The sequence below is a fragment of the Thioalkalivibrio thiocyanodenitrificans ARhD 1 genome, assembly GCF_000378965.1.
GTDB classification, from domain to species: domain Bacteria; phylum Pseudomonadota; class Gammaproteobacteria; order Ectothiorhodospirales; family Ectothiorhodospiraceae; genus Thioalkalivibrio_A; species Thioalkalivibrio_A thiocyanodenitrificans.
In genome coordinates, this window is sequence record NZ_KB900536.1 from 193,561 (window position 1) to 218,192 (window position 24,632).

Below are 24,632 nucleotides of genomic sequence, written 5' to 3' on the forward strand. Positions count from 1 at the left end.
CTTCGTCTCGCGCGTCAGCCGCTCTTGGTATCGGCACGCAGCACCGCCAGGAAGGCATCCTGGGGCACCTCCACACGGCCGATCTGCTTCATGCGCTTCTTGCCGGCCTTTTGCTTTTCCAGCAGCTTTCGCTTGCGGGTCACGTCACCGCCATAGCACTTGGCGGTGACATTCTTGCGCAGGGCGCGCACGTTGGTGCGGGCGATGATATGGCTGCCGATGGCCGCCTGAATGGCCACCTCGAACATCTGCCGCGGAATCAGCTCGCTCATGGTTTCGGCAACCTGGCGCCCCCGGCCTTGAGCCTGATCCTTGTGAACGATCACTGACAGGGCGTCCACCCGGTCGCCGTTGATGAGCAGGTCCACCTTGACCAGCGGCGCGGCCTGCATGCGAATCAGTTCATAATCGAAGGAGGCATAGCCCCGGCTCACGGACTTGAGCCGGTCGAAGAAATCCAGCACCACCTCGGACAGCGGCAGCTCGTAGGTCAGCGACACCTGCCGGCCCGTGTACAGCATACGCGTCTGCACGCCGCGCTTCTCCACGCACAGGGTGATCACCGCTCCCAGGTAATCCTGGGGCACCAGGATATTGGCGCGAATGATCGGCTCGCGAATCTCACTGATTTCGTTGATCGGCGGAAGCTGCGAGGGATTATGGATCTCCAGCACCTCCCCCCGGGTGGTCTCCACCTCGTAGACCACCGTGGGGGCGGTGGTGATCAGGTCCAGGTCGTATTCGCGTTCGAGCCGCTCCTGGACGATCTCCATGTGCAGCATGCCGAGGAAACCGCAGCGGAACCCGAACCCCAGGGCCTGGGAAGTCTCCGGCTCGTAATGCAGGGATGCATCGTTGAGCTTGAGCTTGTCCAGCGCGTCGCGCAGGTCGTTGTAGTTCTCGGCGCTGATGGGGAAGATCCCGGCAAACACCCGGGGCTGCACGTCCTTGAAGCCCGGCAGGGCCGATCCCGCCGGCCGGTCGGCACCGGTGAGCGTATCGCCCACCTTGGCGCCGGCGATGTCCTTGATGGTGGCGATCACGAAGCCCACATCACCGGCGGACAGCTCGTCCCGGTCGGTGGGCTTGGGCGTGAACACCCCCACCCGGTCCACCAGGTGAGTACGTCCGGTGGCCATGGCGATGATCTTCTGTTTCGGCCGCACGGTGCCGGCCATGACCCGCACCAGGGCCACGACACCCAGGTAGTTGTCGAACCAGGAATCGATGATCAGCGCCTGCAGCGGCGCATCCGGATCGCCCGCTGGCGCCGGGATACGTGCCACCAGCGCCTCCAGCAGGTCTTCAACGCCCTGGCCGGTCTTGGCGCTCACGCGAACCGCGTCCTTCGCCTCGATGCCGATGATTTCCTCGATCTCGGCGGCCACCCGCTCCGGATCCGCCGCGGGCAGATCGATCTTGTTGAGCACGGGCACCACTTCCAGGTCCAGGTCGATGGCCGTGTAGCAGTTGGCCACGCTCTGGGCCTCCACGCCCTGGGAGGCATCCACCACCAGGAGCGCGCCCTCGCAGGCGGCCAGCGAGCGGGAAACCTCGTAGGAAAAATCCACGTGCCCGGGTGTGTCGATAAAGTTGAGCTGGTAGGTCCGTCCGTCGCGCGCGCTGTAGTTCAGGGATACGCTCTGGGCCTTGATGGTGATGCCGCGCTCGCGCTCCAGGTCCATGGAATCCAGCACCTGCTCGGACATCTCGCGTTCTTCCAGGCCGCCGCACACCTGGATAAAGCGGTCCGCCAGGGTCGACTTGCCGTGATCGATGTGCGCAATGATGGAAAAATTGCGGATATGATTCTGTCGGGTCTCAGCCATCGATCAGGGCCTGTCGCAACTCGGCTTCGTCCAGAAAATGGCAACAGAGGATCTCGCCGTCCAGGGCCAGCACGGGCACATCGACGTCAAAGCGCGCACGCAGTACGGGATCCGCGTCCACGTCCACGGTCTGCAGAGAGACATCATGCGGAAGATCCAGCGCGGCCACCTGCGCGAGCATCTGCTCGCACAGGTGGCACCCCGTCCGGCTGTAGAGGGTCAGCGTCCGTGTCATACGGTCAATCCGGCAGCCTCAGCGCCAGAAAGACCGGTCCCTGCCCCCGCTGCACCAGCACCGGTACGCGCACACCCCGGGGGAGTGCGTCCACCAGTTCGGCGAAATGCTGCGGGGATTCGATCCGCTGGTTGTTGATCATGACCAGCACATCACCTCGCTGAATCCGGGCCTCGCGGGCCGGGCCTTCGGAGACCTGCGCCACCACTACGCCGCCCTCCTCGAGGTTGAGCGCCTCGCGGATCTCCTGGGGCACCGGCTCCAGTTCCATGCCCAGCAGGCTGGCGGCATCGGGCCGCGCGGGCGGCTCGCTGGGCGCGCGGCTGGCCAGCTCGTCGTCCGGCGGCAGTTCGGCGATTGTCACCTCCAGGGTGAGCCGCTCGCCGTCGCGCAGGACCTCCACCTCCGCGGGGGCACCCACCCGCGTACGGCCCACCAGCGGCGGCAGGGCGCTGGAGCGGGGCACCTCCATGCCGTTGAAGGTCAGGATCACGTCACCCACCTGCAGCCCGGCCGCCTCGGCCGGGCTGTCGGGCAGGACGCGGGCCACCAGCGCACCGGTGGGGCGGGTCATGCCGAACGAGTCGGCAAGATCCCGAGTCACCTCCTGGATGAGCACACCCAGCCAGCCCCGGCTCACATAGCCTTTGGTGCGGATCTGTTCCACCACTTCCATGGCCATTTCAATCGGGATGGCGAAAGACAGGCCCATGAACCCGCCGGTACGGCTGTAGATCTGGGAGTTGATGCCCACCACCTCGCCATCCATGTTGAACAGCGGGCCGCCGGAATTGCCGGGGTTGATGGCCACGTCGGTCTGGATGAAGGGCACATAGTTTTCCGAAGGCAGTGCGCGGCCCTTGGCGCTGACGATTCCGGCGGTGACCGAATGGTCGAAGCCGAAGGGCGAGCCGATGGCCAGTACCCACTCGCCCACCTGCAGAGAATCGGAATCGCCCAGCTTCAGGGTGGGCAGCCCGTCCGCCTCGATCTTGAGCAGGGCCACGTCGCTTTTGGGGTCGGAACCCACCACTTCCGCGGCGAAGGTGCGCCGATCGCTGAGGCGCACCACGATCTCGTCGGCCTGGTGGATCACGTGATGATTGGTCACCACGTAGCCGTCTTCGGTGATGATGAATCCCGAGCCCAGGGAAGGCGTTTCAAACGATTCGGGCATCTCGCCGCCCTCACCGAAGAAACGCCGAAGCAGGTCACCCAGGGGACCGTCCTCAGGCATGTCCGGGATGCGGAACTGATGGCCCTCGGGCCCGCCCCGGGCCATGGTGCGCGTGGTGCTGATGTTGACCACGGCCGGGCTGTTCTTCTGCACCAGGGGCACGAAATCGGGCAGATTGCCGCGTCCGGCTGCGGGAAGCGACAGCAGCAGGCAGAGCACGAACGTGATCAGGGAAAAGGTACTGCGACGAAGAACCATCATGAAAAACCAGCCAGGTGAACGAAAAAATCAGGCCCGATTATGACAATCAGGGCGCGAAAACGCCATTGGCATGAGGGGCCTGGACACTCAGGCGGCGCAGAATCACCGGCTGGTAGCGACGGTTGCCGCTCACGCGCCAGGCAAAAAACCGCACCCAGGCCAGTCCGGCCGCCAGTCCGCCCAGTCCTGCCACGACCACCACCGGCTCGCCGGCCGAGGGCCACAGTGCACCCGCCGCCACCGCGAAGGCCAGCAAGCCGATCAGCGGCACCGTGTAGATGGCCAACGAGCCTCTCACCAGCGCAGACTCCTCGATACCAACCATGACTTCGTCCCCCAGGTGCACGCCCACGGGGTCGATGGCGCGCACCCGGCTGCGGCGGTTGCCCAGCACCTTGGCCAGCACCGAGGTGCCGCAACCCTTGTTGGCGGCGCAGGTCCCACAGGTGGACTGGCGCCGGGTCTCCACCCAGGCGTGGCCGTCACCCACTGAAATGACGCGGGCGCGCTCCTCGATCACTGCGCACCGCCCTCGTAGGTCACCGAGTCGGCGATCATGCGCACCGTGGCACCGGGCACCTCACCCACCACGGTCACCTGGTAATCTCCCGACGGTACCGCCATGGCATGGAGGGCCCCGGACTGGGTGACGCCCATGTAGAGATCATCCGGGCCTCGGGCCTGGGAAATGAAAACGGATACCGTGGCGAGCCCGTCGCTCAGCACCAAGTGCTGCACCGGATTCTGGTTGGCGGCCATGGGCCGCTTGGTGACGGAGGTCAGATGAAATCCCGCCGGGATGTCCCGCACCTTCCAGCCCGGGTCCGGGGGCAGATCGCTGTGCCCCGGCTGGGTATCCACCCGGTAGGTGCTGAACCCCTCCCCCTTCATCACCGACTGGAAACGGTCATCGGACACCTGCACCGGAAACTGGATACTGGTGAACATGAACTGCTCGATGGTGCTGCCCTCGTGATCCACCATTTCGGACTTGAGCAGCATGCCCGACTCCTCGTTGATGCACAGGCGGTGCGCATAACGGAGTTCATCCTGCGGCTCGATCTGGACCGTGCGGCAGGGCAGGCCCGCGATCCGCTGTTCATCCTTGAGGGAGAAACGGTAGGGGGAGTCCGGCCCGAATCCGCGATCCGGTATCGCGGCGGGCAGACCGCCCAGTCGGCTGCGCCGCGGCTCGATGACCACTGAACGGCTTGCGGGCCAGATGCAGGTGAGGATGTTGTCGTCCCGGATCACCTCCCGGGGTTCCCCGGTCAGCGACAGCAGGCGCTCACGCTGGCCGCGCTCGTCCCGCGTGTGGACGATCTGCATGGTTTCTGTTTTCTGGCCGTGGATGTAGACGAAAGTGCCTTCGTAGCTCAGGTTCTCCACCGCCTGGATCATCCGCTGCAGGAGCAGGTCGGCCCTGTGATCCTCGGCCCAGGCGACCGGTGAGCCCAGCAGCGAGCAGGCCAGTACGACGCGAAAAAGCCCGGGACCCGGCATGCTATTCCGCCGGTGTCTCGTAGCCGACCACGCGCACATAGGGCATCAGCCCCCGGCCCGCGCCGTGCTCCGCGTGATTGACGATGAAGCTGTGTATGCGGGCATCCGATGCCTCAAGAGGCTCCATGGCGGGCCGGTTGCGGGACGTGCTGCTGGCAATCACCGGGCCCGCATCGGCCGCCGGCGTGGCACGCGGAGCGGGGGGCGCAACGGTGCTTTCGGCTTCGGCCACGGCCGGGGCGACCGTATCCTCGCCTCCCGTCAGGTTCACCACCCCTACCAGTACCGCGACCGCCACCGAGGCCGCCATGGCCACCCCTGCCACGGGCTTGACGAGGCGGCGTCCCACGGCGGGCACGGATTCCGCCTCGTCCGCGATCCGTGCCATGACAGCATCGGCAAACCCCGGTCTGGCCGCATGGTTCAGGCCTCCGCGAACCGCATCCCCGATCAGGTGGTAGCGTTCCCACAAGGCCATGTCCTGTTCGTTGCGTGCCAGTTCATCCAGCAGACGACGCACCTCGAAGCCTTCGGCTTCGCTGTCCACGAGGGCTGAAAGCCGTTCGTTCTTCGTGACTGTCATGGCGGTACTCTCTCTTACAACTCGAATGCGTCAGTCCAGGAGCGGCCGCAACGTGCGGTCGATGGCCTCCCGGGCTCGAAAGATCCGGGATCGCACGGTACCGATAGGGCATCCCATGGTCTGTGCGATCTCTTCATAGCTCATGCCTTCCAATTCCCGAAGGGTGATGGCTGTCTTCAGGTCCTCGGGCAGCGACTCGATGGTTCGCTGCACCGCGGCCTGTATCTCTTCGGACAACAACTCCCCCTCGGGGGTTGCATATTCCTTGAGCGCGGATTCACCGCCCATCTGCTCCGCATCCTGGGCGTCCACCTCGTAATCCGGGGTGCGCCGGCTCTGGGACACCAGGTGGTTCTTGGCGGTGTTGATGGCAATCCGGTACAACCAGGTGTAGAACGCGCTGTCACCACGGAAACTGGACAGGCCGCGATAGGCCTTGATGAAGGCCTCCTGGGATACGTCCTGGGCAGCGGAGGGGTCATAGACGTACCGGGAGACCAGATTGACAATCTTGTGCTGGTACTTGCGCACCAAGGCGTCGAATGCAGTCTTGTCTCCGGCCTGTACACGCTTGACCAGCTCCTCGTCGGTGACTTTCTTGCCCATTCGGGCACTCCCCCCTTCAGGGTACCTCCTGTACCCTACCTGCGATTGACCCGCAAAGCTGCGGTAAGTTCTGGAAGAAACGCCCCGATCTTGCCGCCCCGTGCGCCGGGGCCCGTGTCGACCATGCTGCAAGCGACTCATCGGCAGCCAAAAACTGTGACAAAATACCCCAGACCATGAACGTGTCTCAAGCCAAACCTCAAGCCCACCACCATGACGTGCTGATCATCGGCAGCGGCGCAGCGGGTCTCGGACTCGCCCTGCGCCTGGCATCCCACCGGCGCGTGGCGGTGCTGAGCAAGGGCCCCATCACCGAAGGCAACACCTTTTACGCCCAGGGCGGCGTCTCCGCCGTGCTCGACGATCAGGACTCACTGGATGCCCATGTGCAGGACACCCTCTCCGCCGGCGCCGGCCTGTGCGTGGAAGAAGTGGTGCGGCACACGGTGGAACAGGGTCCCGAGAGCATCCGCTGGCTCACGGAACTGGGCGTACCCTTCACCCGGGAGACCCTCGCCGACGGCCGCACCCAGTTGCACCTGACCCGCGAAGGCGGCCACAGCCACCGCCGCGTGGTGCATGCGGCCGACGCCACCGGCAAAGCCATCGAGGATACCCTGGTGGGGCAGGCGCGGCGCTCGGACAATATCGACCTGTTCGAGCAGCACATCGCGGTGGATCTCATCACCACCGGCAAGCTGGGCATGCCCGGCCCCAACCGTTGTGTCGGTGCCTACGTACTGGACCGGGCCAACGGCGTGGAGATCTTCCAGGCGCCCTGCGTGGTGCTGGCCACGGGCGGCGCCAGCAAGGTCTACCTGTACTCCAGCAACCCGGACGGCGCCACCGGCGACGGCATCGCCATGGCCTGGCGCGCGGGCTGCCGGGTGGCCAACATGGAGTTCATGCAGTTCCACCCGACCTGCCTGTATCACCCGAAGGCCAAGTCGTTCCTGATCTCCGAGGCGGTGCGAGGCGAAGGGGGGAAACTGCTGCTGCCGGACGGCACGCCCTTCATGCACCGCTTCGATCCCCGCGGGGAACTGGCGCCCCGGGATATCGTCGCCCGGGCCATCGACCACGAGATGAAGCGCCTGGGCGCCGAATACGTCTACCTGGACATCACCCACAAGCCGGCCGAATTCATCCGCGGCCACTTTCCCACCATCCACGAGCACTGCCTGAGCTTCGGCTTCGACATGACCCGGGAGCCCCTGCCCGTGGTGCCCGCCGCCCACTACACCTGTGGCGGCATCGCCACGGATCTGCGTGCCCGCACCGATCTGGACGGTCTCTACGCCATCGGTGAAACCGCCTACACGGGCCTGCACGGCGCCAACCGCATGGCCAGCAACTCACTGCTCGAATGCCTGGTCTTCGCAAGGGCCGCCGGAGAGGACATCCTGGCCCGCGGCCCCCTCGACAACGGGACGCTGGTGATCCCGCCCTGGGATGAAAGCCGCGTGACGGATTCCGACGAGGAGGTGGTGGTCTCCCACAACTGGGACGAATTGCGCCGCTTCATGTGGGACTACGTGGGCATCGTGCGTACCACCAAGCGCCTGGAACGGGCCCGCCACCGGGTGGACCTGCTCATGACGGAGATCCACGAGTACTACAGCAACTTCCGCGTCACCAACGACCTGCTGGAACTGCGCAACCTGGCGCTGGTGGCCGACATCATCATCCGTTGCGCCCTGTCACGGCAGGAAAGCCGCGGCCTGCATTACACCCTGGATTACCCGGAACCGGACCCAAAACTGGACGGCATGCCGACGATGGTGGCGCCGCCATAGGCCAAATGGGAATTGGGAATTGGGAATTGGGAATTGGAGACTCATTTCCCACTTCCCAATTCCCACTTCACACTTTAATAAAGTGTTCCCGGTAATGCTTCAGCTCCTCCACCGACGCGCGGATGTCGTCCAGGGCCTGATGGGTGGACTCCTTGGTCAGGGCATTGACGACCCCGGGGGCCCAGCGCCGGGCCAGCTCCTTGAGGGTGCTGACATCCAGGTTCCTGTAATGGAAGAAGGCCTCCAGATCCGGCATGCAGCGGGCCAGGAAACGCCGGTCCTGACAGATGCTGTTGCCGCACATGGGGGAACTGCGCGGGGGCACGTACTTCTCCAGGAAACGCAGGGTCTCCTGTTCCGCCTCGATCTCGGTGTGGAAGCTTGTCCTGACCCGCTCCAGGAGGCCCGAGCGGCCATGGGTATCACGGTTCCAGTCGTCCATGCGGCTGAGGATGGCGTCGTTCTGATGCACGGCAATCACCGGGCCCTCGGCCAGGAGGTTGAGGTCCTTGTCCGTGACCAGGGTGGCGATCTCGATGATGTAGTCCGACTGGGTGTCCAGACCAGTCATCTCCAGATCGATCCAGATCAGGTTGTCGGCATTGGGATTCATGAAGCTCCTTGAACAGGCGGGTCAGGGGCATCGGACAATCCGCACCCGGGCGATCGCTGCCTTCAGCCGGTCCGGCGGGCCCGTACAAGACGCGTGATCACCCTTTCGAGACAGCAGTGTACATGGATTGTTCCGGCCGGTTCGAGCCGGCCGGCGGCGCGACACACCCTATGAGGATACGTCCGATCTGCATACGGCCGCTTCAGGCCATATACTCTCTGGTCAGGCAAGCCCCGCGCGGGCCGGGCAACCCGCTGTTGCCCTGCACACAATATATCGAGGAGTTTCACACATGAAGACCGGTATCCCCGCCAAAGCGACGATGTTGGCCTCATCCGTCACCCTGGGGCTCCTGTTGAGCACCCCGGCAGCCGCGGACGTGCGACACGGCCAGGAGCTGCACACCAACAACTGCGTAACCTGCCACACCAGCATGGTGGGCGGCGACGGCAGCGGCCTGTACACCCGCGCCGATCGCAAGGTGACCTCGCGAGACCAGTTGGTCACCCAGGTCAACCGCTGCGAGAGTACGCTCGGGCTGAACTGGTTCGAGGAGGACGTCATGGCCGTGGTCGAGTACCTGAACCGCAACTACTACAAGTTCTGAGGCCGGTGCACCCGCCTGTTCATCCTGATACGCCCGGCCGGATGAACGTCAACCGGGCATCGCCGTGCTGACCCGCCAGGGGCGTGTGATCATCCGCTTCGGCGCCGAGCTGATCATCGAGGACGAGCACGGACAGCGTCACCGCTGCACCACGCGCCGGAATCTGCAGCACGCGGTCTGCGGTGACCGCGTGACCTGGACGCCCAGCGATTCGGGCAACCAGGTGGTCAACGGTATCCTCCCCCGGCGTAATCTCCTGGAACGCCTGGATCCCCGCGGGCAGATCCGCCCGGTCGCCGCCAACATCGATCAGGTGGTGCTGGTCATCGCCCACCGTCCGCCGCCCCAGTGGCCGCTGGTGGACCGATACCTGGTGGCCATCGAGGCCCTGGGTGCAACGGCCCTGCTGGTCATCAACAAGGCGGATCTGGACGAGGGCACCGGGGACGGCATGGAGGAGAGGGTGGACCTGTACCAGGCGCTGGGCTACACGGGGCTGCGCACCAGCGTGACCACGGGACTGGGAATGGACTCGCTGCGCACGCACCTCAGGGACGCCACCAGCGTGCTGGTCGGCCAGTCCGGGGTCGGGAAATCCTCCCTCATCCAGGCCCTGCTCCCCGATGAGGATCTGCGCATCGGGGAGCTCTCGGAGGCGACCGGCGAGGGGCGCCACACCACCACGAGCGCGCGACTGTACCACCTGCCGGGCGGCGGCGAGCTGATCGATTCACCCGGCGTGCGGGATTTCACCGCCCCGCCCCTGCCCGTGGACGCCCTCGCCCGGGGCTTCGTGGAATTCCGTCCCCACATCGGGCACTGCCGCTTCCACAACTGCGCCCACGACCGGGAGCCCGGCTGCGCCATCAAGGCGGCCATGGAAGCCGGAGAGATCAGTGAACAACGCTACGCCAGCTATCTGGCGATGAAGAGAAGCTGAAGATCCGGGAGGGAGCTTTGTGCCTTGCGACGGATTGCGTCCTGAATCGCGCGTCAGAAATCCACGCCCATCTCCAGCCCGAACACGTCGCGATCCCGGCCGGTGGAGAAATCATCCGCGCTCAGGGAGTGCCAGCGGGAGCTTTCCGACAGTCCGTAACGCTGACTGTCGTAATACAGATCCAGGCGCAGGGCGCTGCTGTCACCCAGCTGGAACAGGTTCTGGAAACTGACGAACCCGGCACTGCGCCGCCCGTTTCCGGCTGCCTCGATGCCACCTGCCGAAACGGACCCCTGTGCACCGTCGCTGTAGTCCAGAGGGACACGAACGCCCAGCTCCAGATATCCCTGCCAGTTGCCGCTGGTGAACCTGGGGCCTCCGGAGAGCTGGGTGTAGAACACGCCCAGATCGTCGTCTCCCGACGCCCCCGGCAGGCGGGGATCACGGCTCATGCCCCGGTACCCGAGGCCCATGCGCATGTCGTAGCGCACCGTGTCGCCCGGCGCACCGAAGCGATAGCCGCTCATCGCCTGCACATCCATGCCGTGGTAGTCGTACTCGGCACCGCCCATCATGCGGGGCTCCGTTCCCTCGGCGCGGTCGCGCCAGTGGACCCGACCGTCCAGGCCCAGCAGGAAACCCTCGTCCGCGCGGAAGAAATTATCCAGGTGGGCGTTGAGCGTCATGCGCGACGTGGGCACGGTCACCAGGGGATCCTGATGCCGCGGCGCCAGGTTCCAGCGATCCGGGAAGGTGTCCAGGGAGACGCCCAGCTGGTAGCCGTGCTCCGCCGGCTCGGCCAGGGCGGGCGCCCCGTGCACCGCGAAAACCAGAACCGCCGTCATCAAACCAGAAACTTTCATTGCCCGTCACCCTTCCGGTGTGCCTACCGCCGGCGTTTCAACCCGGCGGCCACTGCATGGCGCGGCCGGCAAGTATATGCATATGAATATGGTAGACCGACTGACCGGCCTCAGAGTTGCAATTCATCACGGTTCGGTAACCCCGTTCCGCGACCCCTTCGGCTTCCGCGACCTTGCGGGCCGCCAGGTAGAGCCGGCCCGCCAGCTCGGCATCGCCGGGCTCGATGTCGTTGATGGTGGCGATATGACGCCGCGGAATCACCAGCACATGTACCGGCGCCTGTGGGTTGAGATCCCGAAAGGCGATCAGCTCATCGTCCTCGTAGACGACCTCGGCGGGGATCTCGCCCCGGGCAATCCTGCAGAAAATACAATCAGTCATGAGAAAAACGCCAGAGAAAGGTTATAAGAGAGAAGATACAAGAAAAACCACCTTCTTGCCTCTTGTATCCTGTCTCTGCGCGAGTCAGTACTCGCGCCTGCCCTCGAAGGCGTGCGACAGGGTGCCGCGGTCCACGTATTCGAGTTCACCGCCCAGCGGCACACCATGCGCGATGCGGGTACTGCGGATGCCCCGGGCGCGGGCCATCTCGCCGATGTAGTGGGCGGTCACCTCGCCTTCCGCGGTGGTGCCGGTGGCCAGGATCACCTCGCGGATCTCGCCCGCGTCAAACCGGGCCTCCAGCCGGTCCAGGCCCAGTTCCTCCGGGCCGATGCCGTCCAGGGGGGACAGGTGACCCAGCAGCACGTGATACTGGCCCCGGTATCCGGTGGCCTGCTCCACCGCCAGGACATCGGCCGGCGCTTCCACCACGCAGACCAGATCCCGCCGCCGGCCGGCATCGCCGCACAGGGCACAGGTTTCGTGTTCCGTGAGCGTACGGCAGGTGCTGCAGTGACCGATACGCGCCATGGCATCGCTCAGGCAACGGGACAGCCGCTCGCCGCCCGGGCGGTCACGTTCGAGCAGGTGCAGCGCCATGCGCTGCGCCGATCTGGGCCCCACCCCGGGCAGGCAGCGCAGGGCGTCGATCAGTTCGTCGAGCAGGCTGGCCACGTACGGTTCAGAACGGCAGCTTGAAGCCCGGCGGCAACCCCATGCCGGCGGTCATGCTGGCCATGCGTTCCCGTGTGGTTTCCTCCACGCGGTGCACGGCGTCGTTGATGGCCGCGGCCACCAGGTCCTCCAGCATGTCCCGGTCATCCTCCAGCAGGCTCGGATCGATGCTCACGCGCCGCACTTCGTGCCGGCCGGTCATCACCACGCTTACGAGGCCGCCGCCGGATTGTCCGGTCACTTCCATGCCCGCCAGTTCCTCCTGGGCACGGGCCATGTCCTCCTGCATCTTCTGGGCCTGCTTCATCAGATTGCCAAGTCCACCTTTCATCATCTGTTCACCTGTATTGATCTGTTCTCGAAATGATAACGGAAGGGACACCGCACCGCCCGTCATGGAAGACGGCGCGGACGGGCCGTCTCGGTAATGTCCCGCGTGACGCGCACGACTGCCTCACCGAACCGCCAGGCACGACGCTGCCCGGTGACCGCCACGCAAATCACACGGGCTTGACGGAACCGGGCACCACCCGGGCGTCGAAGGTCTCGCTGAGGCGCGCGGTCAATTCATCCTCCGCGACGGCCGCCTCGGCGGCCTCCTGACGCTCCGCGCTGGCCCGCGCCGCGGATTCGGCGGGGGTCTCCGCGTCGGGCTGCTCCAGCACGATACGCACCTTGAGATCCGCACCCAGGTGCCGCCGGACCGCATCGATCACGCGCCGCTCGCTGGCTGCGGATTTCATGGCTTCGTGACTTGGCGACAGCACGAGCACCAGTTCATCGTCCGTCCGGCGCCCGGGCGCGCAATGATTGGCCAGGTTGAGCGCCGGACCGGACAGGCCCAGGGCCGGCACCGTGGCGGTCCAGTCCAGCGGCGCATCCCCTTTCCCGGTCGTGGCGGCGGCCGGCGCCGGTTCCGGCGTCGCGGCCTTCGGGGAGGCCCCTGTCGCGGCGCGGCGCGGTGCCGGCGCCGCCTTCGTGCCCGTATCCCGTTTCGGCACGGCGGGCGGCTCACCACCGGATGCCGCCGTGGCCGGACGGAAGGCCAGCATGCGCAGCAGGGCCATCTCGAACCCGGCCCGGGCATCCGGGGCAAGGGGCAGATCCCGACGCGCCAGCAAGGCGATCTGGTAATGGAGCTGGACATCCTCCGGCCCCAGGGTCTCCGCCAGGGCCCGCACCGCCGCCACGTCCATGGCGGCCTCATCCAGTGCATCGGGGACCTGCTGCGCCAGGGCCACCAGGTGAAGCAGGGAAAGCAGTTCCCCGAGCACCGCCGCGTAGTCCGGCGTGCGCTCCGCGAACGCGTCCACCGCACTCATCAATGCGCGGGCGTCCCCGGCGGCCAATGCCCCGAGGATCCGTTCCAGGTGATCATTGGAGATGGTGCCCAGCATCTCGCGCACCTCCTCGTCCCGGAGCGCGCCTCCGCCATGGGCGATGGCCTGATCCAGCAGGCTCAGGGCATCGCGCATGCTGCCGGACGCGGCCCGGGCAAGGCGCATGACGGCCGGCATCTCGTGCGCCAACCCCTCTTCCTGCAGCACCTTCGCCAGATGCCCGGCCACCATGTCCGCCGGCATGGCCTTGAGATTGAACTGAAGGCAACGGGACAGGATGGTGGGGGGGAGCTTCTGGGGGTCGGTGGTCGCCAGCAGGAACTTCACATGGGGCGGCGGCTCTTCCAGGGTCTTGAGCAGGGCATTGAAACTGTGGCCGGAGAGCATGTGCACCTCGTCGATGAGGTACACCTTGTAGCGGCCCCGGGTCGGCGCGTACTGCACATTGTCCAGCAGCTCCCGGGTGTCCTCCACCTTGGTGCGCGAGGCGGCGTCCACCTCGATGAGATCGATGAAACGCCCTTCGTCGATCTCCCGGCAGGCGGTACAGGTGCCGCAGGGCGTCGCCGTGACGCCGGTTTCACAATTGAGACACCTGGCCAGCACCCGCGCCACGGTGGTCTTGCCCACGCCCCGGGTTCCCGTGAACAGGTAGGCGTGATGCAGACGCTGGTCGCGCAGCGCGTTGGACAGGGCCCGCACCACATGGGGCTGCCCCACCATCTCCTCGAAACTGCGCGGACGCCACTTGCGGGCGAGAACCTGATACGACATGGGATCTGATCGATGCTCAGTGGTGTATCGAAGTGATCACCATCATACAGCAGGGGGGGTTGATGGTCAGTGGTCAATAGTCAGTTGTCCGTTGTCAGTTGAAAAACAACGGACCACTGACAACGGACAACTGACCGCCCTTAAAGGTGGCAACCCGCACCAGCCACACCCCGGCGCCCAAGTCCACTGCTGCCGTTGCTCCCTTCCGGGCCTGGCGGGGTTCACAGTTTATTGTCGCGAGGGGACCGATGCGGGTCACCATTGAGGATTGCGCGGTGGGCCGGGGCATCCGGACGGGCCGGTCCCGCGCACAGGGGCGGCAGTGTAACACCGGCGGCGATGCCCGGTACACCCGGCCATGGCGAAGGGCGGGGCCCTGCCCTCTCACCATCGGGCGTTTCCCGGATCGCCGGGTGATCGCGGCAGTCAGGACCCCGTCGTGACCACGATGCGCTGCGCCTCGGCGTCCGCGTACAGGGTCACCTCCCCCGGCGCCACGTCGGCCACGTGCACCACCTGTGCCCACTTTCCGGCATCCGGTACCAGCCCGGCGAGCCGGTTCGGCAGATCGAGCAGCGCCCTCTCGTCGATCCCGTTCTCCGGGCGCTTCGGGAACAGCGCGAAGTACAGCATGTCGGACTCGATCAACTCGTTGATGAAATGGGTGCCCAGGGAGACATCCGGCACCAGGTTGTCGTGCATCGCCACGATCTCGCACAAGGCGTCCACATGATTGATCTCGGAGAACGAGACCGGCAAACCCAGCGAAGGATCGCGCGTGCCCCAGCGGCCCGGACCGAGCATCAGCACGCAGCGCCCGGCGCTCTCGCGGTTGATCCTGCCCACCAGCCGGGTGACCGCGAGACGGTCATCCTGGGTAAGCGCGCCGAACGACCCGGGCACGACGTAGACGATGCGCTCGGGGCGTATCACCCGACTCGGACCGATCACCGCGCCCTGCGCGGTGATCAGGCGCGGCGCCTGTTCCGGCGGTTCTCCGGCGCTGCCGCCGCCCAGATCGCGAACCTGCATCGGGCGGCACTGCAGTACATTAATGCGGTAACTTCCGTCGGGCAGGAAGTTCAGTGCGAACTCGATCTCGACCGCGTGCCGGTACGCGGCGTGAAGCCGCTCGAGGATCATGCGCAGATCGTCCACGAAGGGAGTCCTCTCCACCAGCCCGTCGAAGGTCAGGAAGGCCGGGCGCCCGGCGTCCTCACGGGTGGTGAACAGCGCCATCGGGAAGTCCGGCTGTCCGCGCACATACTCGGAAAAGGGGCCTGACACCACCCTGTTGTCATGCAGGTCCAGCGCGTCCATGCGGCGCTGGGCGTAGCGGGCGATGGCGCCGAAGCGGGTTTCCGGGCGCAGGTTGGGGGCATTGAGGGCGATCAGCCGCGTGTAGTCGTCATCGGCCCGATCCACCGCGCGTGTTCCCAGTCCGGCGACCAGTCGAACGACCCCCGCGTGCATGTCGATTCGCGGGTTCCAGGGATAGGGATTGACCGACAGGCCCACGCCCGCGGCATGCGGGTGGAAGTAGCGCGTGCCGGCGGTGCCGGACACCCGCATGATCAGCAGGCCCATCTGCTCGTCCTCGCCCAGCAGGCCGCGCCGTTCACGATAGCGCAGGGCCTGTTCGCCCAGCGTGCTCGCGTAGACCTGGCGCACCGCATCCAGCAGGTCCGCAAGCCGCTTCTCCCGCGGACCCTGGTTGACGCAGAAGACGCTCTCGTACTGCCCGGCGAACGCGTTGCCGTAGCGGTCCTCCAGCCGCGAGCTCGAACGCACGATGAAGGGCCATTCGCCGAAATAATCGAGCATGCCCTCGAACTGCCGGATCGTCGACTCGGGAAAGACCCCGTTCATGATCCGTTCGCGCGCCTCGTCCAGTTGCTGCAGGAAACCCGACGGGTCGCGCTGGCGCCGGCGGATCCACCAGACCCCGTTCTGCACGAGAAAGGACTCGAACACCACGGAACCGACATAGAACGAGTCATGCGCCTCCAGGCGGGCATGCAGCTCGGGGGCGTCACGGTGCAGGATCGCGCGCGCCAGCAGCATGCCGAGCGCCTTGCCGCCGATCGACCCGATGCCGATCATGCGGTCACGCACCAGGAGCACATCGTCGATGGTGAGGTACTCGCGGATCAGCCGCGCCATCTGCGGATCATCGGGGAAGACCCGGCGGCTCAGGCTCTCGAACCACCGCGCCTCCAGCGCCGGTTCCGGATCGCCCGCCTGACGTTTCGCGATCACGGCGCGCACGGCGGAGAACTGGCGTTGCCAGTGGCCGACGGACGGGGTGTCCTCGAGTCCGGGCCACTGGGAGCCCGCCAGGACCTCCGACACGGTGCCGCTGTCGGCCACCGCCCGGAAGGTGTCGCCGCTCTCCCATACGTGCATCAGGTTCATTGCCGCGGCGGAACGGTGCTGCACCTTGATCGGCCGGATGTAGTGCCGGCCCCGGCAGCGGAACACGTCGAGCAGAAACTGCGTGGTGTCGATGATCATCTCCATCGCTTCCCACGCATGGGTGTTTCGATAGATGCTGAAGTAGGTCACCGTGTACAGATCGAACAGGCGCGGGCAGGTGAGCCGGAAGAAATTGCCCATCATCCGGTCCGACTGCCAGGCCTCGGCCAGGTCCGACAGGCAGTCGAAGACGTACAGCGTCTCCGTGCCCGCCTCCTCGATAACCGAATGGACCTGATCCACGAAGGCATCGAAACCGTCGCCCGGCTGCGGATAATGGATCTCCACATGCCCGTCATCGGGCAGCAGCGGCGCGTGGGCGGCGAAGCGGAAATAGATCAGGCGGCGCCGCTGGCGTCGTGCCGATTCGGCATAAGGGGCAACCAGGGCGAGATACTCGTCCAGGGTCTGGATCTGCCAGACGATGTTGTCACCGCGCTCCACGCCTTGCAGCACGGCGTCCAGGCCGGGCAGGCCGGTGGTGGGCGCAAACGAGGCGGGTGTCGGCGAAGTCATGGCATCCCCTGCAGGGCCGGGCCGGAATGGACCGGTGGGGCCCACGTTACAATGCGCCCGTGGTCAACGGAAGGATCACCCGCCGAATCCCGGCGCATCCGCACGGGCTGTTTCAGGACCACCGGCGCTTACAGTAGGCTGTAGGCAGCCCTGCGCCGCCATCCCGGCGACGCGTCGACCCATGGAGGAATCCCCGGCCGATGGCTCTGCGCACGCTCCTGCCCGTCATTGTGGCGGTCCTGCTGGCCGGTGTGGTCTCCATCATCCTCTGGATGGGCGGTCGCGGCGACGTCCTCGACGGGGCCCCCGCGGTACAGCCCGGGCAGCCCGCCGACCGGCAGGGCGCCCTGGTCGACGAGGTGATCTTCACCCAGGAGACCGACCCGGGCCGCATCACCGCCCTGATCGAACGCGGCTCGCACCACCTGTTCACCCAGGGCATCAACAGCACCGCGATCTTCCGCCAGATCCAGGCCTCCCCCCATGTGGACTACCACCTCTCGCGCGGCACCGTCACCGAACTGACCCTCAACCCGGCGCCCTTCGAGGACGGCCGGCTGAACCCCTTCCAGGTGCCGGCGGTGCGCGAGGCCATGAACTGGCTGGTGGACCGCCGCTACATCGCCGAGGAACTGTTCGGCGGGCTCGCGCGGCCCCGCTACCTGCCGCTCTCCACCGCCTTCCCCGACTACGCCCGCCTGGCCGGGACCGCGCGCGAACTGGAAATCCGCTACCGCCACGACCCGGCGCGCGCCAAGGCGGTGATCAGCCGCGAGATGGAGAAGCTCGGTGCCGAGCGGGTGGGCGGCCGCTGGCATTACCGAGGCGCGCCGGTGGAGCTGATCGTGCTGATCCGCACCGAGGACCTGCGCGAGCGGGTCGGCGACGATGTGGCCAACCGGCTCGAGGATCTCGGCTTCCGGGTGCGGCGGCTGTACCGCACCGCCGACGAGGCCTCGCGGATCTGGATCGCCACGGATCCCTCCGCCGGAGGCTGGCACGTCTACACGGGCGGCTGGATCTCCACGGTGATCAACCGCGATGCCGGCGGCGATCTCAGCTACTACTACACCCCGCGCGGGCGCCCCGATCCGCTCTGGCAGGCCTACGATCCGGACCCCGCCTTCGCCGCACTGGCCGAGCGCCTGGACCGGCGCGACTACCGGAGCCTGGAGGAGCGCGAGGCGCTCATGATCGAGGGGCTGGGCGGCGCCATGAAGGAGTCGACCCGCATCTGGCTGGTGGACCAGGAGAGCGCCTGGCCCCACGCCCGGAACCTGGACATCGCCGTGGATCTGGCCGGCGGGGTGTCCGGCTCCGCGCTGTGGCCCTACACCCTGCGTTTCCACGAGGGGCTCGGCGGGCGCGTGGTGGTGGGCACGCCGAGCCTGCTCACCGAGCCCTGGAACCCGGTGGCCGGCAGCAACTGGATCTTCGATCAGATGATCCTGCGCTCGCTCAACGACACCACCGTGCTGCCCGATCCCTTCACCGGCCTGTACTGGCCGCAGCGCCTCGCCGGGGCCGAGGTCACCGTCGCGGAAGACGCGCCGGTGCGGCGCACCCTGGACTGGGTGACGCTGGACACCGCCGCCTTCATCCCCGTCCCCGAGGATGCGTGGATCGACTGGGACGCCGGGGAGGGCCGCATCGTCACCGTCGGCGAGAAGCATCCCGAGGGCGTCACCGCCCGCTCCCGCACCGTCCTGCGCTACGAGGACGACTACCTGGAGCGCCGCTGGCACGACGGATCGCAGGTGTCGCTCGCCGACATGATCCTGCCGTGGATACTCGTCTTCGAGCGGGCCGACGAGCAGAGCCCGCTGTTCGACCCCGGTCACCTGCCGCCCTTCGAGGTCTACCAGCGCCATTTCAGGGGCTGGCGGATCGTGGACACCGCGCCGCTCACCGTCGAGGTCTACAGCGACCAGATCTTCCCGGACGCCGAGGTGCTGGTGGCCAACCGCACCCCCGGGATGCTGCCCTGGCACGTACTGGCCCTGGGCATGGACGCCGAGCGTTTCCGGGAACTGGCGTTCTCATCGGGCAAGGCCGACCGTACCGGCGTGGAATGGATGAACCTGGTCTCCGGGCCCAGCCTCGAGATCCTGCGCGGTTACCTGACGGCGGCGGTGGCATCCGGGCGGGTGCCCCATGCGCATGTCCTGGGGCCCTGGATGACCGCCGATGAGCCGCAGCGGCGCTACGCGGCGCTGCAGGAATGGCATCGGCAGCGGGGCCACTTCTGGGTCGGCGACGGCCCCTTCCGGCTGCATTCCGTGCGGCCGGTGGAGGGCGTCGTGGTCCTGCGCCGCCACGAGGACTTCCCGGACCGGGGCGACAAGTGGCTGCGCTTCACCGAGCCGCGCATCCCGGAGCCGGACCTGACCGGGCCGCTGGTGGTGGAGCACGGCGAGGCGGTGACACTGGAACTTGTCCTCACCTTCACCGGCGAGCCCTACCCGAACGCCGAGATCGACGGGGTGCGCTACCTGCTCTTCGACGGCGACGACCGCCTCGCCGCCCGGGGCGACGGCGAGCCGGTGGACGAGGGCCGCTGGCACATCCGGCTGCCCGTCGAGACCCTGGCCCGGCTGGGCACCGGGGCGAACAGCCTGGAGGTGGCGATCACCACCGACAACGTCGCCCTGCCCGTGTTCGTCACCCACGCCTTCGCCACCGTGCCGTCCCGGCGCGAGGCGGTGCGCCGCGAGGAGAACCCCGATGAGTGAATCGAGCGCCCCGCTCGCCCGCGTGCCCGGCCTGATGCGCGACCTGCGGCGACTCACGCTGTTCACCCTGCGCCGCCTGCTGGCCCTGCTGGTGACGGTCCTGATCGGGGTCTATCTCACCATCGTCATCGCCAACATGGGCGGACAGGTGGATCAGCTGCGCCTGGTGCAGATCGAGAGCCAGGTGGCCGAGCAGGTGCGCGCCGACCCGGCCTTCCATGACCTGACCGCGGAGGAGCGCACCGCGATCATGCAGCGGCAGGTGGGCCTCGAGGTGGAACGCCTGCGCCTGGACGAGCCCTTCATACTGCGCAGCTTCGACTACCTGCGCCAGGCCATGCTGCTGGATCTCGGCCGCGCCGAACAGATGCACAGCGACGCCGGCTCGCGCCAGGTCTACAACATCATCGTCGAGCGCCTGCCGGCCACGCTGCTGCTGTTCGGCACCGCGAACCTGCTGGTGTTCTTCGTCGCCGTGTTCGCGGCCCTGGGGCTCTCGCGCCGCTACGGCAGCCGCCTCGACCAGGCGGTGATCGCCCTGGCGCCCAGTTCGGCGGCGCCGGGCTGGTTCTACGGCATCTTCCTCATCCTGCTGCTGGCCTTCGTCATGCCCCTGTTCCCGAGCGGCGGCATGGTGGCGGTGCCGCCGCCCGAGGACGGCTGGGCCTACGCCGCGAGCGTGCTCAGGCACATGGCGCTGCCCGTGGCCGCCATGTTCATCTCCTCGATCTTCATCTCCATCTATTCCTGGCGCACCTTCTTCCTGATCCACTCCAGCGAGGACTACGTGGAGATGGCCCGCGCCAAGGGGCTGCCGGACCGCCTGATCGAACAGCGCTACATCCTGCGCCCGACGCTCTCGCCGATCGTCACCAGCTTCCTGCTGATGCTGATCGGCCTGTGGAGCGGCGCGATCATCCTGGAGCAGGTGTTCAACTGGCCGGGGCTCGGCTCGCTGCTGTTCCAGGCCATCGGCCATCGCGACACGCCGGTGATCATCGGCTCGGTGGTGATCTTCGCCTACCTGCTGGCCGTGACGGTCTTTCTGCTGGATATCCTCTACGCGATCCTCGATCCCCGCGTGCGCATCGAAGGAGGCCGGCGATGACGGGCGCGTGGCGCGAGGGCATCCGGCGGCTGCGGCGCTATCCGTCCGCCGTGGCGGGGCTGCTGATCATCGCCGTGCTTCTGTTCACCGCCTTCTACGCGGTGATCGCCATCCCCTACTCTGAGGCGCAGCGGCTGTGGCGCGGCGGCGAGATCTGGCAGGACCTGCCGGTCAACGCCCGCCCCGCCTGGGTGGACCGCCTCACCCGCGGCAACGCCCCGCGCACGATCCGTCTGTCCACTTCGGATGCGACCCTCGTCGAGGAGGCCTACGAGGGCGTGCGCATCCAGGCGATGACGCTTGCCCTGGACTTCCCCTACGACGACTTCCCGAGCGAGATCAACCTGTTCCTCAAGGCCGGGTTCGAGCAGCGCCAGCCCTTCGTGCGTCTCACCTGGCACACCCCGGGCGGGGAGACGATCCCGCTGGGCGCACGGCGGGTGGCGGCCTCGGAGCGGGTCTCGCTGTCCCAGGACGCGGGGCTCGAGACGCGCCTCGGCTTCCCGCCGGCGGTGGGGCTGTTCACCGGCAGCACGCCCGGCGAGACGGCCGAGGTGCGCCGGGGGCGCTACGAACTGGTGATCGAGACGGTGCATTTCGAGGAGGCGGCGGGGCTCGAGGCCGAACTGGTCGTCTACGGCCGGGTGCACGGTCTCGCCGGCACCGACCACCAGCGCCGCGACCTCCTGGTGGCCCTGCTCTGGGGCACGCCGGTGGCGCTCGCCTTCGGCCTGATCGCGGCGGTGGGGACCACCATCACCACGCTCATCATCGCCGCGGCCGGGGTCTGGTACGGCGGCTGGCTCGACGCCACCATCCAGCGCCTGACCGAGGTGAACATCATCCTGCCGCTGCTGCCGATCCTGGTGATGGTGGGCACGCTCTATTCCACCAGCATCTGGCTGATGCTCGGCGTGGTGGTGGCGCTCGGCATCTTCAGCGCCGGGATCAAGATGTACCGGGCCATGCTGCTGCCCATCCGCGAGGCGCCCTACATCGAGGCGGCGCGCGCCTACGGGGCCGGCAGCCCGCGCATCATCCTGCGCTACATGGTGCCGCGCATCCTGCCGGTGCTGATCCCCACCTTCGTGACACTGATCCCCACCTACGTATTCCTGGAGGCCTCGCTCGCGGTGCTGGGCCTGGGCGATCCGGTGCTGCCCACCTGGGGCAAGGTGCTTCACGACGCCCAGACCCAGAGCGCCCTCTACCACGGCTTCTACTACTGGGTGGTGGGTCCGGCGTTCCTGCTGATGCTCACGGGCCTCGGCTTCGCCATGCTCGGTTTCGCCCTGGACCGGGTGTTCAACCCGCGGCTGAGGAGTCTCTGATGAGTGACGCGCCGCTGCTGGAGATCGAGGACCTGTGCATGAGTTACGCCACCGAGCGCGGACTGGTGCGCGCGGTGGACGGCGTGAACCTGGAGGTGCGGCGCCACGAGGCCCTGGTGGTGCTCGGTGAATCCGGCTGCGGCAAGAGTTCGCTGGCCAAGGCCCTGATGCGCACCCTGCCCCGCAACGCCCGGGCCCCGACGGGACAGGTGCGCCTCGGCGGCGTCGACGTCATGGCCTACCCCGAGGAACGCTTCCGGCGCGAGGTGCGCTGGGTGCGCATCGCCATGGTGATGCAGGCGGCCATGAACGCCCTCAACCCGGTGGTGCGGGTGGGCGAGCAGGTCTCCGAGCCGCTTCGCATCCATCGCGGCTGGTCGCGGCGCGAGGCGGCGGCGCGCGCGGCGGAGGCCTTCGCCGAGGTAGGCATCGCCGCGGACTTTCTCCAGCGCTACCCCCACGAACTCTCCGGCGGCATGCGCCAGCGCGCCGTGCTGGCCATGGCCCTGGTGACCGAGCCCGACCTGATCATCCTCGACGAGCCCACCTCGGCGCTGGACGTGCTCACCCAGGCCGCCATCATGAACGTGCTCAAGCGCATCAAGCGCACCCGGGGCACGAGCTTCATCCTGATCACCCACGACGTGGCCACCTCCAGCGAACTGGCGGACCGGGTGGCGCTCATGTACGCCGGAAAGATCGTCGAGGAGGCGAGCGCCGCCGAGTTCTTCTCGACTCCGGCGCACCCCTACTCGCAGATGCTCATGGCCTCGGTGCCGCGCCTTCGCCAGACGACGCGCCCCGAGTCGATTCCCGGCCGGCCGCCGAGCCTGCTGGAGCCGCCCGCGGGCTGCCGCTTCGCCGAACGCTGCCCGAAGCGCTTCGGCCGCTGTGACGAGGACCCCCCCGGCTTCCAGCCCGGCGAACGCCACCGGGTGCACTGCTGGCTCCATGCCGGCGGGGAGAAGCCATGAGCGAACCGCTGCTGGTCGTCCGGGACCTGCGCACCCATTTCGAGCTGCGCCGCTGGGGCTTCCTGCGCGCCGGCTTCGTGCGCGCCGTGGACGGCGTGGACTTCACCCTCGACCGGGGCGAGTCGGCCGCGGTGGTGGGCGAAAGCGGCTGCGGCAAGAGTTCCCTGGTGCGCACCCTGCTGGGCCTTTACCTTCCCACCGGCGGCGAGGTGCGTTTCGACGGACAGTCCCTCGCGCAACTGACGGGCCCCGCACTCAAGCAATACCGCGCCGGGGTGGGTTATGTGCAGCAGGACCCCTACGGCGCCCTGCCCCCCTTCATGAACGTTCGGCGCATCCTCGCCGAGCCGCTGATCATCCACGGCATCGGCCCGCGCGCCGAGCGCGACCGCCGCATCGACGCCGCCCTGGACGAGGTGGGGCTCGGCTCGGCCACGGAGATCAGGAACGCCTTTCCGCACCAGTTGAGTGGCGGCCAGCAGCAGCGCGTGGTGATCGCCCGCGCCCTGCTCCTGCGCCCGCGCATGATCATCGCCGACGAGCCCGTCTCCATGCTCGATGCCTCCGTGCGCGTGGAGATCCTGGAACTGCTGCGCAGCATCCAGGACGAGCACGGCATCGCCCTGCTCTACGTCACCCATGATCTGTCCACCGTGCGCCACTACGCGCACCGGGTGTTCGTCATGTACGCCGGCCGCATGGTGGAACAGGCGCCCGTGGACGCCCTGCTGGAATCGCCCCAGCATCCCTACACCGAGGCCCTGCTGGCGGCGCTGGCCGATCCGGATGCGGAGAATGCGCTGCACGAGCGGGAGGTCCCTTCCGGGGAGCCGCCGAGTCTGGTGAATCCGCCCGCGGGGTGCCGGTTTCATCCGCGTTGTCCTCATGCGATGGCGGGCACCTGCGATGTGCGGGAGCCGCCGGATTTTGAGCCTGTGGGGGGGCATCGGGCTGCTTGTTGGTTGCAGGAGTAGGTGGATTGCGCCGCTCACGCACTCTCCGGGAGAACCCGCATGGGAACGCTGAAAGCGGAGAGACGCGGGGGGTGCCGAAGCGCCGTGATACGTTGCGAGAATTCCCAGCCCGCAATGCGATTCGCTCGGCCAAACACTTCCAGGTATGCAGGGCGATCCGACCCCGAAACCGACTTGATCCGGCACCCGTTTTGGGCCCTAATGAATGTCTAGACGTGCTTGACGTACCAGCGCCGCTGCCGCTCTGGAACGGCATATTTCTCCAATGGCCTCCGATAGATATCAAAGAAACGAGGGGCTGCGCGGGAACTGGGAGGGGAAGGATCCGGCCTATGAGT

22 protein-coding genes and 1 other RNA gene are annotated in these 24,632 nt (G+C 67.1%); 8 read left to right on the forward strand and 15 right to left on the reverse strand.

The genetic code is table 11. The annotated features are described in order from the left end of the window. Positions 1 to 14: 14 nt before the first annotated feature. From lepA to rpoE, 7 genes are read right to left on the reverse strand one after another with little or no spacing between them, the layout of a single operon-like run. On the reverse strand, positions 15 to 1,829 hold the full coding sequence (gene lepA / locus THITHI_RS0100830; RefSeq protein ID WP_018231171.1) for a translation elongation factor 4: 1,815 nt from the start codon (positions 1,827 to 1,829) through the stop codon (positions 15 to 17). Further along, a complete protein-coding gene (locus THITHI_RS0100835; RefSeq protein ID WP_018231172.1) occupies positions 1,822 to 2,064 on the reverse strand; it encodes a glutaredoxin family protein in 243 nt (80 codons plus the stop codon). Before THITHI_RS0100835 ends, lepA begins: the two co-directional genes overlap by 8 nt. Before the next feature lie 4 nt (positions 2,065 to 2,068). After that, entirely contained in the window at positions 2,069 to 3,499 is a 1,431-nt protein-coding gene (locus THITHI_RS0100840) for a DegQ family serine endoprotease (RefSeq protein ID WP_026185940.1), read from the reverse strand. Positions 3,500 to 3,548: 49 nt separating this feature from the next. Next, positions 3,549 to 4,022: a SoxR reducing system RseC family protein gene (locus tag THITHI_RS0100845; protein ID WP_018231174.1), complete on the reverse strand. Its 474-nt coding sequence runs from the start codon at positions 4,020 to 4,022 to the stop codon at positions 3,549 to 3,551. Continuing rightward, complete coding sequence (locus THITHI_RS0100850; protein ID WP_018231175.1) at positions 4,019 to 5,005, reverse strand: MucB/RseB C-terminal domain-containing protein; 987 nt, start codon at positions 5,003 to 5,005, stop codon at positions 4,019 to 4,021. The genes THITHI_RS0100845 and THITHI_RS0100850 overlap by 4 nt, the downstream gene beginning before the upstream one ends. A 1-nt stretch (position 5,006) precedes the next feature. Then, the gene (locus THITHI_RS0100855; protein ID WP_018231176.1) at positions 5,007 to 5,588 is read right to left on the reverse strand and encodes a sigma-E factor negative regulatory protein; all 582 of its coding nucleotides are present in this window, start codon (positions 5,586 to 5,588) and stop codon (positions 5,007 to 5,009) included. Positions 5,589 to 5,618: 30 nt separating this feature from the next. After that, the gene (rpoE, locus tag THITHI_RS0100860) at positions 5,619 to 6,194 is read right to left on the reverse strand and encodes an RNA polymerase sigma factor RpoE (RefSeq protein ID WP_018231177.1); all 576 of its coding nucleotides are present in this window, start codon (positions 6,192 to 6,194) and stop codon (positions 5,619 to 5,621) included. Between the two features lie 176 nt (positions 6,195 to 6,370). Here rpoE and nadB point away from each other — a divergent pair, with 176 nt between their 5' ends. Next, on the forward strand, positions 6,371 to 7,990 hold the full coding sequence (gene nadB, locus THITHI_RS0100865) for an L-aspartate oxidase (RefSeq protein WP_051079896.1): 1,620 nt from the start codon (positions 6,371 to 6,373) through the stop codon (positions 7,988 to 7,990). Positions 7,991 to 8,057: 67 nt separating this feature from the next. Here nadB and orn read toward each other — a convergent pair whose 3' ends face one another. After that, positions 8,058 to 8,603 carry an oligoribonuclease gene (orn, locus tag THITHI_RS0100870; protein WP_018231179.1) on the reverse strand — a complete coding sequence of 182 codons (546 nt, stop codon included), beginning with the start codon at positions 8,601 to 8,603 and terminating at the stop codon, positions 8,058 to 8,060. A 292-nt stretch (positions 8,604 to 8,895) separates the two neighbouring features. Between orn and THITHI_RS0100875 the strand changes: the two genes are divergently transcribed. Together THITHI_RS0100875 and rsgA are read left to right on the forward strand one after the other, a co-directional pair. Then, positions 8,896 to 9,210, forward strand: coding sequence for a c-type cytochrome (locus tag THITHI_RS0100875; protein ID WP_018231180.1), 315 nt, complete (start codon positions 8,896 to 8,898; stop codon positions 9,208 to 9,210). A 64-nt stretch (positions 9,211 to 9,274) separates the two neighbouring features. Beyond that, positions 9,275 to 10,150 (forward strand): ribosome small subunit-dependent GTPase A, encoded by an 876-nt coding sequence (gene rsgA / locus THITHI_RS0100880; protein ID WP_018231181.1) that lies wholly within the window; start codon positions 9,275 to 9,277, stop codon positions 10,148 to 10,150. 53 nt (positions 10,151 to 10,203) lie between these two features. Here the strand turns inward: rsgA and THITHI_RS0100885 are convergent, their stop codons facing one another. The 7 genes from THITHI_RS0100885 to THITHI_RS0100910 all read right to left on the reverse strand — a co-directional run bounded on the left by THITHI_RS0100885 (position 10,204) and on the right by THITHI_RS0100910 (position 17,175). After that, positions 10,204 to 10,995 (reverse strand): hypothetical protein, encoded by a 792-nt coding sequence (locus THITHI_RS0100885; RefSeq protein WP_018231182.1) that lies wholly within the window; start codon positions 10,993 to 10,995, stop codon positions 10,204 to 10,206. 55 nt (positions 10,996 to 11,050) lie between these two features. Continuing rightward, entirely contained in the window at positions 11,051 to 11,395 is a 345-nt protein-coding gene (locus THITHI_RS0100890; RefSeq protein WP_018231183.1) for a histidine triad nucleotide-binding protein, read from the reverse strand. 84 nt (positions 11,396 to 11,479) lie between these two features. Beyond that, on the reverse strand, positions 11,480 to 12,070 hold the full coding sequence (gene recR, locus THITHI_RS0100895; RefSeq protein WP_018231184.1) for a recombination mediator RecR: 591 nt from the start codon (positions 12,068 to 12,070) through the stop codon (positions 11,480 to 11,482). 7 nt (positions 12,071 to 12,077) lie between these two features. Next, on the reverse strand, positions 12,078 to 12,404 hold the full coding sequence (locus tag THITHI_RS0100900; RefSeq protein WP_018231185.1) for a YbaB/EbfC family nucleoid-associated protein: 327 nt from the start codon (positions 12,402 to 12,404) through the stop codon (positions 12,078 to 12,080). A gap of 166 nt (positions 12,405 to 12,570) precedes the next feature. After that, positions 12,571 to 14,184: a DNA polymerase III subunit gamma/tau gene (gene dnaX, locus THITHI_RS0100905; RefSeq protein ID WP_018231186.1), complete on the reverse strand. Its 1,614-nt coding sequence runs from the start codon at positions 14,182 to 14,184 to the stop codon at positions 12,571 to 12,573. A 154-nt stretch (positions 14,185 to 14,338) separates the two neighbouring features. Next, positions 14,339 to 14,435: signal recognition particle sRNA small type (ffs, locus tag THITHI_RS20030), an RNA gene on the reverse strand. A 175-nt stretch (positions 14,436 to 14,610) separates the two neighbouring features. Further along, on the reverse strand, positions 14,611 to 17,175 hold the full coding sequence (locus tag THITHI_RS0100910; protein WP_018231187.1) for a PEP/pyruvate-binding domain-containing protein: 2,565 nt from the start codon (positions 17,173 to 17,175) through the stop codon (positions 14,611 to 14,613). Positions 17,176 to 17,375: 200 nt separating this feature from the next. On the opposite strand from THITHI_RS0100910, the gene THITHI_RS0100915 reads away from it, so the two are divergent. The 5 genes from THITHI_RS0100915 to THITHI_RS0100935 are packed head-to-tail and all read left to right on the forward strand — an operon-like array spanning position 17,376 to position 24,294. After that, the gene (locus THITHI_RS0100915; protein ID WP_018231188.1) at positions 17,376 to 19,907 is read left to right on the forward strand and encodes an ABC transporter substrate-binding protein; all 2,532 of its coding nucleotides are present in this window, start codon (positions 17,376 to 17,378) and stop codon (positions 19,905 to 19,907) included. Further along, complete coding sequence (locus THITHI_RS0100920; protein ID WP_018231189.1) at positions 19,900 to 21,015, forward strand: ABC transporter permease; 1,116 nt, start codon at positions 19,900 to 19,902, stop codon at positions 21,013 to 21,015. The genes THITHI_RS0100915 and THITHI_RS0100920 overlap by 8 nt, the downstream gene beginning before the upstream one ends. Beyond that, entirely contained in the window at positions 21,012 to 22,346 is a 1,335-nt protein-coding gene (locus THITHI_RS0100925; protein WP_018231190.1) for an ABC transporter permease, read from the forward strand. Before THITHI_RS0100920 ends, THITHI_RS0100925 begins: the two co-directional genes overlap by 4 nt. Next, a complete protein-coding gene (locus tag THITHI_RS0100930) occupies positions 22,346 to 23,320 on the forward strand; it encodes an ABC transporter ATP-binding protein (protein ID WP_018231191.1) in 975 nt (324 codons plus the stop codon). The genes THITHI_RS0100925 and THITHI_RS0100930 overlap by 1 nt, the downstream gene beginning before the upstream one ends. Continuing rightward, a complete protein-coding gene (locus tag THITHI_RS0100935) occupies positions 23,317 to 24,294 on the forward strand; it encodes an ABC transporter ATP-binding protein (RefSeq protein WP_018231192.1) in 978 nt (325 codons plus the stop codon). The genes THITHI_RS0100930 and THITHI_RS0100935 overlap by 4 nt, the downstream gene beginning before the upstream one ends. Positions 24,295 to 24,632 lie beyond the last annotated feature (338 nt).

Bases quoted from the DNA above. Each gene is read 5' to 3' on its own strand.
- lepA (WP_018231171.1), bottom strand. From the start codon at position 1,829: ATGGCTGAGACCCGACAGAATCATATCCGCAATTTTTCCATCATTGCG.
- THITHI_RS0100835 (WP_018231172.1), bottom strand. From the start codon at position 2,064: ATGACACGGACGCTGACCCTCTACAGCCGGACGGGGTGCCACCTGTGC.
- THITHI_RS0100840 (WP_026185940.1), bottom strand. From the start codon at position 3,499: ATGGTTCTTCGTCGCAGTACCTTTTCCCTGATCACGTTCGTGCTCTGC.
- THITHI_RS0100850 (WP_018231175.1), bottom strand. From the start codon at position 5,005: ATGCCGGGTCCCGGGCTTTTTCGCGTCGTACTGGCCTGCTCGCTGCTG.
- THITHI_RS0100855 (WP_018231176.1), bottom strand. From the start codon at position 5,588: ATGACAGTCACGAAGAACGAACGGCTTTCAGCCCTCGTGGACAGCGAA.
- rpoE (WP_018231177.1), bottom strand. From the start codon at position 6,194: ATGGGCAAGAAAGTCACCGACGAGGAGCTGGTCAAGCGTGTACAGGCC.
- nadB (WP_051079896.1), top strand. From the start codon at position 6,371: ATGAACGTGTCTCAAGCCAAACCTCAAGCCCACCACCATGACGTGCTG.
- orn (WP_018231179.1), bottom strand. From the start codon at position 8,603: ATGAATCCCAATGCCGACAACCTGATCTGGATCGATCTGGAGATGACT.
- THITHI_RS0100875 (WP_018231180.1), top strand. From the start codon at position 8,896: ATGAAGACCGGTATCCCCGCCAAAGCGACGATGTTGGCCTCATCCGTC.
- THITHI_RS0100885 (WP_018231182.1), bottom strand. From the start codon at position 10,995: ATGACGGCGGTTCTGGTTTTCGCGGTGCACGGGGCGCCCGCCCTGGCC.
- THITHI_RS0100890 (WP_018231183.1), bottom strand. From the start codon at position 11,395: ATGACTGATTGTATTTTCTGCAGGATTGCCCGGGGCGAGATCCCCGCC.
- THITHI_RS0100900 (WP_018231185.1), bottom strand. From the start codon at position 12,404: ATGATGAAAGGTGGACTTGGCAATCTGATGAAGCAGGCCCAGAAGATG.
- dnaX (WP_018231186.1), bottom strand. From the start codon at position 14,184: ATGTCGTATCAGGTTCTCGCCCGCAAGTGGCGTCCGCGCAGTTTCGAG.
- THITHI_RS0100910 (WP_018231187.1), bottom strand. From the start codon at position 17,175: ATGACTTCGCCGACACCCGCCTCGTTTGCGCCCACCACCGGCCTGCCC.
- THITHI_RS0100915 (WP_018231188.1), top strand. From the start codon at position 17,376: ATGGCTCTGCGCACGCTCCTGCCCGTCATTGTGGCGGTCCTGCTGGCC.
- THITHI_RS0100920 (WP_018231189.1), top strand. From the start codon at position 19,900: ATGAGTGAATCGAGCGCCCCGCTCGCCCGCGTGCCCGGCCTGATGCGC.
- THITHI_RS0100925 (WP_018231190.1), top strand. From the start codon at position 21,012: ATGACGGGCGCGTGGCGCGAGGGCATCCGGCGGCTGCGGCGCTATCCG.
- THITHI_RS0100930 (WP_018231191.1), top strand. From the start codon at position 22,346: ATGAGTGACGCGCCGCTGCTGGAGATCGAGGACCTGTGCATGAGTTAC.
- THITHI_RS0100935 (WP_018231192.1), top strand. From the start codon at position 23,317: ATGAGCGAACCGCTGCTGGTCGTCCGGGACCTGCGCACCCATTTCGAG.